The following is a 16084-nucleotide window of genomic DNA, read 5'->3' as shown; positions in this document are numbered from 1 at the left end:
CTCCCGTCGCTGGCAGCCATTCAGCGAATTTGTTCGGCCAGCCGTTTGATCGTTCTCTCGTGACTTCGGCAATAATCGGGATAACGAAGACGAATCGCTTCAAAAAAGTAGGGGGCATAGCTGCAATCGAATATTTCGTGGGGAGTGGAGTAACGTTCGCCTCCTGCTTCGGTCCAGCCGTTCCATAAATTAAAGGCGAGCCGACACACTCGAATGGTACTGCCGGTTTGCCAAGGGGCCGAAAGACCTTCGGGCTTAATGCCGCCATTAGACAAATCATACAAATCGCGGATATGACTCCTGGTTTCTCGGGAAATGCCCAATGTATAGAATAGCGCCCGGTGGTAGCCATCGCTGCATTTCCCTTCAACCAGCATCTGAACGTAAAACCTCTCGTGTTCCTCATCTCGAAATCGAATCGGATGCATCGTCACATACCCCTTTCATGGAGAATGCAGCGGCTGGTTGCAACCAGCCGCTGTCTGAACATGGTCCTCTATATAACCGTTCATTTTGGCAGGAAAATCGGACCCTCCAACGAAACGATTACATGTTTTTGAGCAAGTATTCCATTTGTTTCAAGCCTCTTTGGATAGATTTACGAACCGCCCGCTCATCGACATGCTCGGCTCTGGCAATAGCGACTTTGCCCATACCCAAGAAATAATGGGCGTAAATCCGTCTGGCGGATTTCACCGGCAACTGGCACATAGCTTCATAAAGTTGCTGCCGTGAAAGTTTGCGCTCGTAATACTCCTCCGGTGAAATCGAAAGAAATAAAACATGCTGCTCAATCCCATCGTTGCGATCGAGCGAATAATAGGCCCGATGGCGATACGTTCGCAGCCTGTAGGCGCTTTCTTCCAAGTCGAAGCGGCGGATTTCATGGACAACTTCTTCATCTACATCAACCCATACATCCGTCTTAAAAAAAGGATACATATCCCGCAAATTCATCTTTTTCATTCATGTCCCTCCATTTTGGTTTGTTGGCAAACCAAAACAGAGGGGGGGGGGAGAACGACAGCCAGCGCTACCTTTTATGCATACGTGCAATAGCTGAAAAAAACAAAAAAGACCTTGCCGCAGAGCATGCCAACTCTCCATTGCGGCAAAGTCCGAATGTGTTCGTATTAAAAGCCGTAGAACAAATTCATAAAATGATTGCGGCCTAACAATATAGGCAAATGGGGATACATAAATATCAGCTCCATCCTCACATGGCAACACCGCTGCGAGAAGAAAGCCAATCTGTTATTATGATGGTGCTGTCATACAAAAGTAATGAAGAATATTTATTAAGATGAAAAAGGGCCATCCCTTCGAAAGCGATGACCACATTCGTTGGAACAGTCTCATAAATGGATTGCTCTGCGACTTCAAAAGAAAGGGCAGACCCAACCGAGTAAAATCATGTTAGGTCTGCCCTTGATGTTTATTGATTTATTCTTGCTCCCGAACTTCCAGCATTCTGAGTAGCATGACTACCGCTTCCGACCGCGCATTTCGCCCAGTTCGGAATGTCTTCGTCATCGGCAAAGCCGGTTTGTGCATTCGCGTCAAAAGGCACCTTCAGCGCATTGGCAATCATCGACGCCATCTCCGCGCGGGTGATCTGCGCATCAGGCCGGAAGCTGCCGTCCTCGCACTCGCTGACGATCCCCGTTTGCACGGCGAGAGCAACCGCTCGTTTCGCCCAAGCCCCGATCTTGGCCTGATCCGTAAAATCAAGCGCCACGCCTGTGCCGTCCAGTTTAAGCGCCCCAACCAGCATAGCCGTAAATTCGGCACGTGTGACCGAGTTGTTTGGCCTGAACGTTCCATCCGGGTAGCCGCTCACCAACTTTTGCGTCGCTGCGCGAATGATTGAGCACTCGCCCCAATGACCGGCGATGCCGGTGAACGATGGAATTAGGTAACATATTCATATTCCGAACGTTTATTGATAAATGAACCCGATTCCAACTTAAATCAGACCAGATTTTTGTAATAGTCTCTGAATAATTGTTGCAACCTCAGCCCTGGTCATGTAATCCTTCGGGTCAAGCGCAGTACCGCTTCTTCCAGATACTATGCCAGCCTGAACACTGTCCGCAACGCTGCTTTGCGCCCATGCGGATACTTCAGCTGCATCACCAAACGTATGAAGTGTTACGTCTGCGGTTTGGACAGGAAGTCTGGCTTTCAAGTTCGTAATCGTCATCGCTTTGGAAAGGATGACCATCGCTTGTTCGCGAGTGATCATGTCATTCGGCCGGAAGGTGCCGTCTTCAAACCCGCCCACCAAATGATACGCATAAGCGGTGCGAACCGCACTGCTGTACCAATCCGATTCTTTCACGTCCGAGAAGAAGCTCGTTCCGCTCTGCAGCTTGAGTCCCAAAGCACGGACGATGATCGCTGCAAATTCCGCGCGGGTAATGTCCCGGCCGGGATCGAACAGGCCGTTTCCGATGCCTTCGATGACCATGCGCGATCCCATGTCGTTGACCGCATCTTTCGCCCAATGGTTTGCCACATCGTCAAATTCGAGCGGATGCCATACGACCGAGTACGTGCTATTCGTCAGGCTGTTGATTTTGGCGTAATATTTGCCGTCGATCTGAATCACCTTGGTCGGTACGTGCCGCGTCGAACCATCCGGTTCGATGACCACACCCGTAGTAATTCGCTGTGGATCGATACCTTCCGGAATCGCAATCGTGCGCTCAACATAGGCGCTGAATCTCGCCACTTCTTCCGTTTGATCGCCATAGACGGCGGTCACTTTGAAGTCCAGCGGCGGCACGACAAGCGCAAATCCTTCACGATTGGCCGCATTCTCGACGATGCGAACGATATCTGTGTCAGGCTGCGCAATTTCAATCTTCACCTTGATGTCTTGCAGAGCGAGATTTTGGCCGAATCGCTCGGCAATCGCATCGATATTGATTCGCTCCGCAGGCAATGTATAAGTCGCTTTCTCGGTGCGAAGCTCCACTACCGCTTGCAGGTTCTCCATATTTTTAATCATTCGGCCGTTTAATTCGCCCACGACAACATCGCTGTCCAACGTAACGGGAATCGTGACTACAGCTCCTGCTCCTTCGGCCGCAAGGCGTTGTTGCAGTTTTTCTTCATCGACTGCAACGGTTGTCACACGTTGGCCATTCACTTCAGCGGTCGCTAAAGTCCCCGTGTTCTCGGTCTTTCCGTTCACAAGTACATCTACTCCCACATTCGCAGGTTGCGGTACTGGCGATGCCGGTTGAGACGGCGATCCAGTCTCCTCATCGTCATCATGATGATTGTTCGATGGTGCTCGCGGTGTGACTGCGTTTGAAGGTGTCGATGGATCACTGGAGCCTGTTGCATTTTTGGCTTTCACCGTGAATGTGTACGTGGTGCCGTTGGTTAATCCGGTAATCGTAATCGAAGTTGCGTCCGCACTTCCTGTCGCGACTTTGTTTCCATTAGAATCGAACACTTCATATCCGGTGATCGCGCTTCCGCCGTTGTCATCTGGAGCGGTAAAGGTAACCGTTGCACTGCCGTTTCCCGCTGTAGCCACAACATTTGTAGGAGCCGCAGGTACGGTGGCCGGCGTTGCATGGACTTCGTTGGATTCCGCACTCAACCCTCCCGGGTTGCCTGCTTTTACCACAAAATAATACGTCATGCCATTCGTCAGATTTTGCACCTGGTAGGTCGCCCCGGTTACGGTCGCAAGCGCAGTTTCGCCGTATGCATTTGGTTTTTCAGACATATACACGTTATAGTAAGTTGCGCCCGTCACTGTATTCCAGTTCAAGTTAACCAAACGATTGCCCGCAGTCGCAGTCAGATTCTGCGGGTTGGCAGGCCGATCCTGCAGATTCACGTTCTGCGTCACGACGGCATCCGCATAACCGGTTGCCACGACCGTGACGGTGTGGAAACCCGCGCTGAGTACGCCCGCGTTAATGGTGATCTTGCCTGCTGTTATGCTATAGTCCGTTGTATTCAGAGTCTTGCTGCCGTCTTTCACTGCCGTGATCGCGCTTCGCCATGCCGCATCGTCGATGAAAGTGATCTCGATGGCAAACGTCGTGTAATTGTTGGTGCTGTCTGCTGTTAAGGTCGGTGGCGAAGCAGGATTTGCTTCCACCACCGCCGTCGTCTGGCCAAACTTCACGACCTTGCCGCTGCCGTCCACTTCCGCCACGGCAATCTTGTCGTCGTTCGCCGCCGCGATGATGCCGTCCGCAGGCAGATCGGTATAACCGCTCAAGGTGTCGCCGACGTTCGGTACGCTCACTGCCGCTCCTTCAAAGTTTTTATAGACGAATTTATGGCCTGTTCCCACCGTCTCCGCGACGCTGATTTTCGTCTCGCCGTCTGTTCCCTCTCCCGTCACGTCGCTGGACGTGACCGTCAGCCCACTGGCGGGCACCGGCTCGGCCACCACCACCGCCGTCGTCTGGCCAAACTTCACGACCTTGCCGCTGCCGTCCACTTCCGCCACGGCAATCTTGTCGTCGTTCGCCGCCGCGATGATGCCGTCCGCAGGCAGATCGGTATAACCGCTCAAGGTGTCGCCGACGTTCGGTACGCTCACTGCCGCTCCTTCAAAGTTTTTATAGACGAATTTATGGCCTGTTCCCACCGTCTCCGCGACGCTGATTTTCGTCTTGCCGTCCGTTCCGGCTCCCGTCACGTCGCTGGACGTGACCGTCAGCCCACTGGCGGGCACCGGCTCGGCCACCACCACCGCCGTCGTCTGGCCAAACTTCACGACCTTGCCGCTGCCGTCCACTTCCGCCACGGCAATCTTGTCGTCGTTCGCCGCCGCGATGATGCCGTCCGCAGGCAGATCGGTATAACCGCTCAAGGTGTCGCCGACGTTCGGTACGCTCACTGCCGCTCCTTCAAAGTTTTTATAGACGAATTTATGGCCTGTTCCCACCGTCTCCGCGACGCTGATTTTCGTCTCGCCGTCTGTTCCCTCTCCCGTCACGTCGCTGGCCGTGACCGTCAGTCCGCTGGCAGGCACCGGTTCGGCAGCGACTTTCCGAACCCGGTTGTTGTTGGTATCCGCGATATAGAGAATTCCGCCGCTGTCCACCGCCACTCCAAACGGGAAATTTAACTGAGCCAACGCCGCCGCTCCTCCGTCTCCGGAAGAGCCAGCCGTTCCGTTCCCCGCCACCGTGCTGATGTTCCCGGACGCATCCACTTTCCGAACCCGTTGGTTATAAGTATCCGCGATATAGAGATTTCCGCCGCTATCCACCGCCACTCCATACGGGAGATATAACTGAGCCAACGCCGCCGCTCCTCCGTCTCCGGAAGAGCCAGCCGTTCCGTTCCCTGCCACCGTGCTGATTTTCCCGGACGCATCCACTTTCCGAACCCGGCTGCTACCATCATCCGCGACATAAAAAAGATTCCCGCCGCTGTCCACCGCCACTCCATACGGATACTTTATATTAGCCGATGTTGCGAACTCGCCTTCTCCGGGATTGCCTGCCGTTCCGGTCCCTGCCACCGTGCTGATGTTCCCGGACGCATCCACTTTCCGAATCCGATGGTTAAAGGTATCCGCGATATAGAGGTTTCCGCCGCTGTCCACCGCCACTCCATACGGTTTATTTAGCTGAGCCGATGCCGCCGCTCCTCCGTCTCCGGAAGAGCCAGCCGTTCCGTTCCCCGCCACCGTGCTGATGTTCCCGGACGTATCCACTTTCCGAACCCGGTGGTTCAAAGTATCCGCGATATAGAGATTTCCGCCGCTGTCCACCGCCACTCCAAACGGTTTATTTAACTGAGCCGATGCCGCCGCTCCTCCGTCTCCGGAAGAGCCAGCCGTTCCGTTCCCCGCCACCGTGTTGATGTTCCCGGACGCATCCACTTTCCGAACCCGGTGGTTCAAAGTATCCGCGATATAGAGATTTCCGCCGCTGTCCACCGCCACTCCATACGGATAATTTAACTGAGCCATCCACGCCGCTCCTCCGTCTCCGGAAGAGCCAGCCGTTCCGTTCCCCGCCACCGTGCTGATCGTACCGCCGCTTGTTGCAATCACCTCACCAGGAACCAAAAGCGTCATCAAATACGCTATCATCATGAACAGGCAAAATCTCTTGCCAAAAATCTTATTCTCTTTCATATGTAACACCTCCCATTAATTTAAAAGTGGCTATATTCTCGCTGACCGTTACGTCCGTCATGGATAAATTGTCGCCCAGACTGAATATCCCGCCACCGCCGAAAGAAGCTGCCGTATTTCCGCTGATCGTCACATTTGCCAGGGTTAATCCGGACTGCTGACTCGCGATTCCGCCACCCATATAGAGAAAAGCGGTATTTTCTTTGATGATCACATTATCTAAATTCATGCTGCTTCCGGTGGCATTACAATCCCGCCGCCGGTAGCGGATCGATTCCCTTTAATCGTCACATGCGTCAGCATCGGGCTGCCGCCCTTGTTATAGATCCCGCCGCCGACAGAAAGATTATCTGTTGAGGAGTTATTTTGAACGACTACATCCGTCAGTATCGGACTTCCGCCTTCGTCGCCTTCGTTATAAATCCCACCCCCAAAGATTAATGCCGTATTTCCGCCGATCGTTACATGGGTCAGTGTCAGGCTGGCATTCTTGTTGTACATCCCGCCGCCGGAATCAGTATCATTGGGGATTGAACCATTCGCATTCCCGCCCGTGATCGTGACACCATCCAATACCGCGGTAGAGTCGAGCACCGAATGATAGAACACATGATACGCGTTGTCCGCATCCGAATCCGGGTCCCCCAAGTTTCCGCTAAGTATCGTCGCATTCTCTTCGTTGGTCAAATCGCGCTGCGCGAGGCTGTCCTCCGTCCCCGCAAAACCGCCGTACACGGCGATGCCGTTCCGCAAATGGAACGTCTTCGTTCGGGGGTCGCTTGGATTTTCTTCATAATCAATGTCTTCCGTAGAATAATACGTCCCTTTTGCGACCCATATTTGCGAATTATCCGGTACATTGTTGATCACAGGTTGCAGCATCGTACCCGGATACGCCGTTTCCCAGCTTAGCCCGTCCTGCGAGTAAACGCCGCCGGTTACCGACACATAGAAGACAACCGGATCTGACGAAGCCTGCACCCGCATCGTCTGCAGCACCGGGAACATTCCGCTGATCGCAATCAATGTCGCCAGGGATAGACGCACCCATGCCGACAATACTATTCGCTGTACAAAGTTTTTGCTCATTTCGTTTCGCACCTCCAAAATTCGACAGAGACTGTGTCATTTTGGATTATACGAAACGACACCTTAAAAAAACCTTAAAAACATCCGTTCACGCCGACTCCGCCGGAATCCGCACCGTCACTTTCGTTCCCCGGCCCGGCTCGCTTTCCATCTGCAGCCCCGTGCCGTATTCGTATTTCAACCGCTTGTTGATATTCAGCAGACCGACGCCCTGACGCCTGTCCGAACCGGAAACCGGCAGTTGACTGAGCAACCCGTTCTCGATGCCGACGCCGTTATCTTCAATCACAAACCGGTATTCGCCCTCCGCCTCATAAGCCGTTAATTTTACCGTTCCGCCTTCGATCCGATGGCCGATCCCGTGCCGAATCGCGTTTTCGACGAGCGGTTGAAGCAGCAGGGGAGGGAGGCTCACCCGGAACATCCCTTCCGCAATGTCATATTCGAATTGCAAGCGATCCTTAAAGCGCGCTTTTTCAATTTCGACGTAAGTCCGGATCAGGCTGAACTCTTCTTCGAAGGTGATCCGATGCTCCGCATTGCTGAAGCGGAAGCTGCCGCGTAAATAATCGGCCAGATCCGTCGTCAATTTTCGCGAACGTTCCGCATCCGTATAACTGGAAGCGACAATACTGTTCAAGACGTTGTACAAAAAATGCGGCTTGATCTGCGATTGCAGAAACGCCACCTCCAGATCGACCGCCTTGGCGAGCGACTCCTTCATCGCCAGCAAGCTGCCGATTCTCGCCTTCAGCTCTGCCAGATCGAACGGCTTCGGCAAGAAGTCGTTCGCACCCGCCTCGAACGCCGCCACCTTGTCCTGAGGCCCAATGGCCGCCGTCACCATCAGCACGGGAAGCTCCGGCAGCGTCCAGCTTTTGCGGATCTCCTGGCACACTTCGTACCCCGACAGGCCCGGCATCATCAGGTCGAGAACGACGAGATCGATCTTGTTCGGTTTGCCGATTTGCTCGAGCGCCTCGTAGCCGTTTTTGACGGCAATGACGTTATAGCCAAGGGGCTCCAGCGCATCCATCAATACTTTCAGATTCAGGAATTGGTCATCCACGATCAGAACCGTGTGCTTCCCTTTTTGATTCAAATAATAAGGCGTCGCGAGCGCGTACTCCGGCGCTTTGACCGGATGTCCGCTTGCCCGGGAAGCCGTTTCCGGTTTCCCGCCGCTGCCTGCGATCGGCAGGGTGAACGTGAACGTCGTGCCGGCGCCTTTCGTCGAAGATACCGATATCGTTCCGTGTTGCAGTTCAACCAGTTGTTTGACGATGGACAGCCCGAGCCCGAAGCCGCGGCGCTCCATCGGCGCGTCAAACGATTGGAACGCTTCGAACAGGTGCGGAATGTTCTGCGCTTCGATGCCTTCCCCTGTATCCTGGACCGAAACTTCAATCATGCCGCGATTCTCCGCCGCTGTGACGACGATGCTTCCGTTCTCCGTATGCTTGACCGCGTTGTCGAGCAGATTGCCGACGATCTGGCTGAACCGGCTTTCATCGGCAAGCGCATAGGGCAAATGTTCGGGGACGCGGTTCTCGAGCCGATTGTTGCGGTCCGCGCACAGAAACGAATAGATGCGCACCTGCATCTCGACGGCCGAACGGACATCGATCGGCGTCGGATCAACGGACAATTCGCCTTGCTTCAGCTTGGAAAAATCCAGAATATCGTACACCAGCTGCGAAAGCCTGCCGGCGATGCTCGCAATCAATTGCAGCTTCTCGCGCTGCTCCGCCGTCGGCGGATGACGGGAATCGTCGAGCATCGACCTGGAGATATGCATGACGCCGTGCAGCGGCGACTTGAACTCATGCGACGTTCTCGCCAGAAACTCGTCTTTCAGCTTGTCCGCTTTCAACAATTGAACGGACAGCTCTTCGATTTTCCGGAACGCGTTGGAGAACCGAAGCGACATGAGCAAAGCCAGCATCAGCAGGAACACGAACGGTTCGAACGGCGGCACCGAATCAACCGGTACGGCGAAATAAACGTTCAGATTTTGCACCAGCGCATAGACGTTCAGGGCGATCGCGGCGACGGCCAGGTACAGGCTTCCCTCCACTTTGCGGAAAGCCGCCAGGACGAATACATAAATCGCATACAGCAGCGGGAAAGTGGCGTAGATCGTGACCAGTCGCCGGAACAGATCCGTCGCGAACCGGGGAATGAAGCCGATCGCCCAGACCGCCAGAACCATCCCGACGACCACCCCGATCCGGATCAACCATCGGGAGCAAAACGGACGGAACGCCGTATACACGTACAGGAGAAATCCCATGCCTGCGCCAAGCGCCGAAACCATCTGAATGCGAAGATACAGCCAGAACGGAACGGAGCCGAACAGGCTGAACAACACTCTTTCGCCGCGCGTGCTGGTGAACAGGGCGAAAAACACGCACACCATCCCGAATACGATCAGGGAATAATCGTTTTTCCGTTGGGAGTACAAGCCGACAAAATACAATCCCATCATCAGAAAGGCTGTAAACGTAATCCAGTCGTGCGTGAGCGCCTTGTCGCGAAGCCCGGAAATTTGCGCGGCATATCCCAGATCGATCGATTCGTTGATGCCGCTGCTGGCGGGAAAATCATAGTTGGCCGCCTGCACGATGATTTCGTTCCATCCGGGCTTTAACGTAAAATAGCCGGCATAAGGCCGGTTCACCGCTTCATAGTTCCGCCTTTCCGCCGGATTCCCGCTTTGGCCCGCGACCTGGCCATTGACGATGATGCGGTTGGACATTTGGATCGACGATGTTTTCAGCCCGTAAACGGACGCAGAATCGCCGACTTTGACCTGCAAACGGTACGTCGCCACGCCGAGCGTCTGCATTCGATTCGACCACGATCCCGGCACTTCGATCCGCTCCGGCGAAAGGCCGCTTTCATTCGTTGGGGAGGATGCGAAATCTTTATGAGAGAGGAGCTTGTCCGGGTAAAACTCCCATTCGCCGTCCAATGGAACGACGCCATCGTCCGCGAACCGCCACGCGGTCAAATCGAGAAATCCGTTTTCCGCTCTTGGCGTCTGCTTCCCGCCCAGCGAGAAATAAACGAGAAACATGCCGTATGTTGCGGCCAATATGGCCAGCGTTACGATCGCCGCTGCAATCTTTTTTCTCATCGTCCGCTCACCCAGACCATCCCATTTGCCCATGCAACCTTACCGTCTCCTCTTCCAGCGCGACCCCGAGCTGATCGCGAATGACCTGCTCCAGCTGCCGATAGACGCGCAGCGCCTCATTCCGGTTTCCCGCTTCCAGATGCAGCCGGATGAGCTCACGTCCGTCCGCCTCGGCATCCGGCGCAATCGCAAGCACGCGCTGCAAACTGTCCGCCGCGAGCGCCGCGCGGCCCCGCTTGCGAAAAAGACGGTGCATGCAGCGCAGCGAACGGATATACTTCGCTTTGATTGCCTCCTGCCTGGATACAGCCCAGCTATAATCGCAGCCCTCCATATATTCGCCTTTGTACAACCCGTTGATCTTGTCGTACAACCGTTCATCCGGTTCCTCCGCCGACAAAATGTCGTCCAGCATCCCCTCGAAAGCCGTCACATCGGCAGCCGCCCCGTCCAGCCGGATGGCGAACCCGTTTCCGGCTTTTTCTACGCTTATGGGCACGTCATGCTCCTGCAAGCTTCTCCGCAAGTAGGACAGGCAAGTATACAAATAGGTTTTCGCCTTTTTCACATCGTACCCCGGCCAAATCGACTCAATGATGAGCGCGGTATCCGCGGGCGTCCCTTCGTGATGGATCAAAAAAGCGCAGACCTCTTTTTCCTTGTTCGTTTTCCAGGGGAGCAGCCGATTATCGGCATGAGGAAGCCCAATGGAAAAGCCCCCCATGCATCGGATCAAAGGACGGACGCTGGCGTCCGGGCGGGCCCGAAACGCGGATACAGCTTGCTTGATGCGCGACACCGCATGTTGCAGCCTGTTCATCGCAATCGGCTTCAGCAGATAGTCGGTCGATTGAATTTCAAACGCTTCCACCGCATACTCCGCGTACGCCGTCGTAAACACAATCGGCATTTGAGGCTGGATGTCCCTCATTTTCCTCGCCGCCTCCATGCCCGTCATGCCCGGCATCTGATTATCCAGGAAAACGGCGTCCACAGGCGTCGTGTCCAAAGCTTCGATCGCCCGAACCGGATTCACAAACCTTCCGACGACCTTGACATCCCCGATTTGTCCGAGCAAAATCTCCAACAGATTGAGCGCATCTTCTTCATCATCCACGAGCAACACACGAATCATTGGGCTTGCCTCCTTCGCACGCCTATTGAAAGACACCCGTAACATGCAGTAAAAAAATCGTCCATTCATTTGCAATTTTCGCCAATCATGGCCACACATTACGGACATATTCGACAGAAATGGTCCAATTCCTTGCCTTTCGTCGGATTCGCCTTCGTTCACTTCATTCATTACTCCCCGGGCTTCGTCGTCAGCCTGCGTTGCTAATCGGCTGAATCAAGAGGCTCTAGTCCTATCCAGGCACGTTGTTTTAGCAAGGGGAAATTTGGAAAGCATAAGAAGAGGTTCATTCGGAAAGTGGTGATGGATATCGCACCGGTCAATCATAAAATATCGTTGCTCCAGGGATACATGTTGATCCTGATGGCTATCGGCATTCTGAATCACGTGATTATTATCCCTCTTCTGCTGACTGCTTCCAAAAGAGATGCCTGGGTATCCGTGTTAACCGTTTTGGCAGCATCGCCAGTCTGGATCGTATGTTTATCCTATATTCTCAAAAACATGAACGGGACGCCGATTAAAATCTGGTTGTATCGTCATTTTGGAAAACTGCCGGCAAACGGTATGCTCGTTTTTTTCACTTTCTTTATGTTCGTTATGGGCACCATTTCGCTAAGAGACACTATAACATGGACGATTGCTTCCTATTTGCCGCAGACGCCGGCTTGGGCGTTGGTGCTTGCGGGAGTCGCTTGCAATCTTTTGGCAGCGTATGCCGGGTTGCGAGTAATTGCAATCGTCACCGGCATTTTGCTCCCGGTTGTAATCGTGCTCGGCGATTTTGTGATGACAGCCAACTACAAGTACAAGGATTACAGCCTGCTGTTTCCAGTCATCGAATTTGGGTGGGAGCCTGTATGGAAAGGCGTTATATATGCCGCGGGAGGGCTACTGGAGTTAATCTGCATTCTCTTTTATCAGGAGCATTTAACCAAACGACCTCGATTCGGCACTCTCATGTTCGTGAATGTGCTGCTGGCCGGTTTGATTCTGGGACCGCTGATGGGTTCCATCGCCGTGTTTGGACCTGCTGAGGCGGCAAATCAGCGTTACCCTGCTTATGAGCAATGGCGTTTGGTTCAACTCGGGCAATATATCTCGCACCTTGATTTCTTCTCCATCTACCAGTGGCTTTCCGGCACGTTTGTTCGCGTCTCGCTGGCCCTGTTTATTATGGTTGACATTTGGAAACCGGGCAAGCGATTGCCGTGGTTCATCCTATACGGCGCGCTGATGATCGTTGTCGTTGTGCTGCCCTTGAGTGATGCACTGTTCCTCGATTTTCTTGGAAGCGTGTTTTTCCCGGCGTCCGTTTACGCTGCTTTGGGCTTGATGGCATTGCTTGTAACGAAAATCTGGATTTCCAACAAAATGAGAAGGTGAGTTCCTATGTTAAAAAGGTGGTTGAAGAAGTTTATTTTTAGACCATCGTCCGGGTCGGTTGACAGCTCTTTTCAACCATACACTTCAACTTCCGAACGTCCATCCGTTGAACTGGCCGATGCTTCCGCTATTTTAAATTTGTTCAGCCGTTGCGCCGATGTCAAGCATCATACATACACCTTGAACGCACTGGAGGAACGTTCAAGCGTACTGTTCGTCTTCTGCGAAGGGATGAGCGACAGCCAGCATATGATTCATGAGGTGGTACTCCCTCGGTTGCAACGTTTTTATGAAACATACGGGTTTACGGACGCGGGCATGCTTCAAACGGCGAGTCAGCTTCAACTGGAACGTCTGCCGGATGATGATTGGCAACGGAAAGCGACGCAACATGTTTTTGAAGGCAAATTGCTTATGTATATTCCCGCGCTTCGGGTCATCTGTTCCGTTGATATTGCCAAGCTGCCGGCGAGAAAACCGGAAGAATCCAATGTCGAAGTCTCCGTCCGGGGAGCCAAGGATTGTTTTGTGGAAGAGTTGGCCACCAATGCCGCGCTCATCCGCAAACGACTTAAATCGCCTTCGTTAGCCTATGAGCAAATGGTGCTTGGCGAACGTACGCAAACCCGGATCGGATTGATGTATATGTACGATATAGCTGATCCAAAGGTCATACAGGAGGTGAAACAACGCCTTCAAAAAATAACCATTGACGGGGTATTCAGCGCTACGGAACTTGAAGAAATGATCGAACCGACATGGGCGCTATTTCCGCTTATGGCGTATACCGGAAGACCGGACTTTACCGTCAACTGTTTGATGAACGGGCGATTTGTTTTATTGGTGGACGGAACGCCGGCGGCATTAATTGGCCCCGCCAACTTACTGCTCCTGATCAAAACGCCGGAAGACATCCACTTTACAGCGTTGTCATCAACGTTCGGGCAAATGTTGCGGTTGTTAGGTTTATTCGTGTCGCTCATGCTTCCCGCATTTTGGCTCTGCCTGCTTTCTTATCATCAAGACCAGCTTCCATTTTACTTGCTGGCGACGCTGACCGTGAATCGTCTCGGGATCCCCTTATCCACCGGCCTGGAGATGTTTCTTGCGCTCATTTTTCTTGAAATGTTGCGCGAGGCCGGCGTTCACCTTCCTTCCTCTATCGGTTCGACACTTACCGTTGTAGGAGGCTTAATCTTGGGCGATGCAGCCATTCGAGCCGGAATTTTGTCGCCCGGAATCGTGATCATCGGCGCGATCACGCATGTATTCGGCGCAACACTTACCAATCAGGCGTTAGGAGGTGCGGTGAGCATACTGAGAATCATACTGTTTATATTTTCTTGCATATTCGGTTTATACGGTTTTTTTCTCGGCGTATTTTTGTTGCTGGTTTTGCTGGCGTCTCTTCAGTCTTTCGGGGTTCCGTATCTGGCCCCGATGTCTCCTCCGTTTTTTAAAGATTTACCGCATGCTTTGTTTCGGTTGCCATTAGCGTGGAAGAGAAAGCGTCCGGAGATGCTTCATACGATTGACGATACAAACCGGGGAGAACAATCAAAATGAAAGGCATGAAAATAACAGGAATCTTGATTGCTTTACTCGTCATCACGACCGGTTGCTGGAATATTAAGGAATTTCAAAATATTAGTTATGCAACCGCCATCGGGTTCGATTATCGTGACGGAAAGTACATTGTGTATTTGCAACTTATTGATTTTTCCAGCGTCGCCAAGTTGGAAGGACAACAAAAATCGAGGGAAGCGCCTGTATGGGTTGGTAAAGGCACAGGCGCATCGTTTACGGAAGCGGCAAACAATTTATATGAAACGTCGCAACAAAGGGTGTTTTGGGGGCATGTTTCCACGCTCGTGTTCAGCGAACACATTCTGAAACAGAATAAATTTCAAGATGTATTGGATTTGCTGAACCGTTACAGGGAAATCCGCTATTTGGTTTGGGTTTTCAGTACCAAAGAATCGATTGAAGATATTTTCAACTCGACTCCGTTCTTTAATGAGTCTCCGATGATGTCCATTTTGCACAATCCGGAGGACCAGTATCGGCAACGATCGATCATTTCACCGATCAGGTTGTATCAATTTGTCATGACGCTGAAAGAAGATTCGCGGATGAGTTACCTGCCTGCTCTACGGATTGAGAAAAATCAGTGGGAAGTAAGTAGAAAAACGCATCCGTTGTTAGAATATGCAGGTATAACCGTGTTTTGGAACAATCGGTACCATGGAGAATTGGATCCGGACGATTTGCAGGGATTGCCCTGGATGCATAAAAAGACGGTTCGCGTGCCGCTTTCTCTCGAACGTGGAAAATCGTTAGCGGCTGTATTGGTCATGGAGAAGCCAAAAGTGCGCATCAAGCCGTCGGCTCAAGATCTTCGCGTTTATTTTGACGTCGAGGTAACGGTAAAGGCAGGTATTAACGAATTGCATCAGGAAATGTCCGAGAAAGAATTGATCGATCTGACCGAACGAAAGATTGAAGAACAAATCCGTCATACTTACCGGAAAGGCTTTGAGCGGAAGGTCGATGTTTATAATCTGGGCGAGTCGTTGTTTCGACGCTATCCCTCGGTATGGCACCGGATTGAAGACGAAAATCATTTTGTGCTGCATGAGGATTCTTTACGAAACATACGAATCCGTGTTCAACTGACCAATACGGGGAGGTACAAGTTAAAGCCTAGCAAAACTTAAATGTTAAATGTAAAGGAATCCCGCGTGTGGTGTGGATTTCGCCCCAAAATACATGCGAGACCGGCTGAACGATTCCTGGTGAAAAGTGACCATTGGCTCCAACTAATTCTTTTTTTTCAAATCATGGATTCGCGGCGCGATTGATGCAACCAATCAATCGCGCTTCCACGTCGGCAGCAATGCCCGCCAGAACATCATCCTCCAGCATATTTATGAATGCGCTCGGTTTCGGCATGCCGATTTTGGTCTTTCCATCCACTTCATAAACCACAATTTTACATGGAAGGAAGTACCCGGCCAATACATTTTCACTATGACTCTGTTCGCTTCCGCAGGATTGCACACCTCCAAGACCATGTACTCCCGCTCAAAATCAAATCCTTTTTCCTTCAGTTTATCGCGAAGATTAAACCGCCACAGCACGCCAAACTGTTCTTCCTTTAAAAGTCCGGCGATAAAGTCCGCCTAAGCAGGTTTTTACCACGGTTTTG

11 protein-coding genes and 1 pseudogene are annotated in these 16084 nt (G+C 52.4%); 3 read left to right on the top strand and 9 right to left on the bottom strand.

Annotated features, from left to right (window positions below; genetic code table 11):
- Nucleotides 1–20: 20 nt before the first annotated feature.
- The 8 genes from NST08_RS04740 to NST08_RS04705 all read right to left on the bottom strand — a co-directional run bounded on the left by NST08_RS04740 (nucleotide 21) and on the right by NST08_RS04705 (nucleotide 11490).
- Complete coding sequence (locus tag NST08_RS04740) at nucleotides 21–428, bottom strand: DUF6075 family protein (RefSeq protein ID WP_251536446.1); 408 nt, start codon at nucleotides 426–428, stop codon at nucleotides 21–23.
- Between the two features lie 118 nt (nucleotides 429–546).
- Nucleotides 547–966: a sigma factor-like helix-turn-helix DNA-binding protein gene (locus NST08_RS04735; RefSeq protein ID WP_062410508.1), complete on the bottom strand. Its 420-nt coding sequence runs from the start codon at nucleotides 964–966 to the stop codon at nucleotides 547–549.
- A gap of 469 nt (nucleotides 967–1435) precedes the next feature.
- Complete coding sequence (locus tag NST08_RS04730; protein ID WP_256380607.1) at nucleotides 1436–1894, bottom strand: S-layer homology domain-containing protein; 459 nt, start codon at nucleotides 1892–1894, stop codon at nucleotides 1436–1438.
- A 72-nt stretch (nucleotides 1895–1966) separates the two neighbouring features.
- A complete protein-coding gene (locus NST08_RS04725) occupies nucleotides 1967–6127 on the bottom strand; it encodes an NHL domain-containing protein (protein ID WP_340999505.1) in 4161 nt (1386 codons plus the stop codon).
- Nucleotides 6114–6356: a hypothetical protein gene (locus NST08_RS04720; RefSeq protein ID WP_251536442.1), complete on the bottom strand. Its 243-nt coding sequence runs from the start codon at nucleotides 6354–6356 to the stop codon at nucleotides 6114–6116. Before NST08_RS04720 ends, NST08_RS04725 begins: the two co-directional genes overlap by 14 nt.
- Nucleotides 6353–7216: a hypothetical protein gene (locus NST08_RS04715; RefSeq protein WP_251536440.1), complete on the bottom strand. Its 864-nt coding sequence runs from the start codon at nucleotides 7214–7216 to the stop codon at nucleotides 6353–6355. The genes NST08_RS04720 and NST08_RS04715 overlap by 4 nt, the downstream gene beginning before the upstream one ends.
- Before the next feature lie 88 nt (nucleotides 7217–7304).
- The gene (locus NST08_RS04710; RefSeq protein ID WP_251536438.1) at nucleotides 7305–10388 is read right to left on the bottom strand and encodes a hybrid sensor histidine kinase/response regulator; all 3084 of its coding nucleotides are present in this window, start codon (nucleotides 10386–10388) and stop codon (nucleotides 7305–7307) included.
- Entirely contained in the window at nucleotides 10363–11490 is a 1128-nt protein-coding gene (locus NST08_RS04705; protein WP_251536436.1) for a response regulator, read from the bottom strand. Before NST08_RS04705 ends, NST08_RS04710 begins: the two co-directional genes overlap by 26 nt.
- Before the next feature lie 303 nt (nucleotides 11491–11793).
- Between NST08_RS04705 and NST08_RS04700 the strand changes: the two genes are divergently transcribed.
- Genes NST08_RS04700 through NST08_RS04690 form a run of 3 tightly spaced genes read left to right on the top strand, consistent with a single transcriptional unit; the run spans nucleotide 11794 to nucleotide 15593 of the window.
- On the top strand, nucleotides 11794–12876 hold the full coding sequence (locus NST08_RS04700; protein WP_251536731.1) for a GerAB/ArcD/ProY family transporter: 1083 nt from the start codon (nucleotides 11794–11796) through the stop codon (nucleotides 12874–12876).
- Nucleotides 12877–12882: 6 nt separating this feature from the next.
- Nucleotides 12883–14442 (top strand): spore germination protein, encoded by a 1560-nt coding sequence (locus NST08_RS04695; RefSeq protein WP_251536434.1) that lies wholly within the window; start codon nucleotides 12883–12885, stop codon nucleotides 14440–14442.
- Nucleotides 14439–15593 (top strand): Ger(x)C family spore germination protein, encoded by a 1155-nt coding sequence (locus NST08_RS04690; RefSeq protein ID WP_341341490.1) that lies wholly within the window; start codon nucleotides 14439–14441, stop codon nucleotides 15591–15593. The genes NST08_RS04695 and NST08_RS04690 overlap by 4 nt, the downstream gene beginning before the upstream one ends.
- Nucleotides 15594–15714: 121 nt before the next feature.
- Here NST08_RS04690 and NST08_RS04685 read toward each other — a convergent pair.
- Nucleotides 15715–16049, bottom strand: a pseudogene (locus tag NST08_RS04685) (DUF302 domain-containing protein).
- Nucleotides 16050–16084: the final 35 nt, after the last annotated feature.

The sequence above is a fragment of the Paenibacillus sp. FSL K6-1566 genome (genome assembly GCF_038050475.1).
Taxonomy (GTDB): Bacteria; Bacillota; Bacilli; order Paenibacillales; family Paenibacillaceae; genus Paenibacillus_AQ; species Paenibacillus_AQ lactis.
The sequence above is the reverse complement of the archived record's forward strand: the minus strand, read 5'-3'. Positions and strand labels throughout refer to the sequence as shown.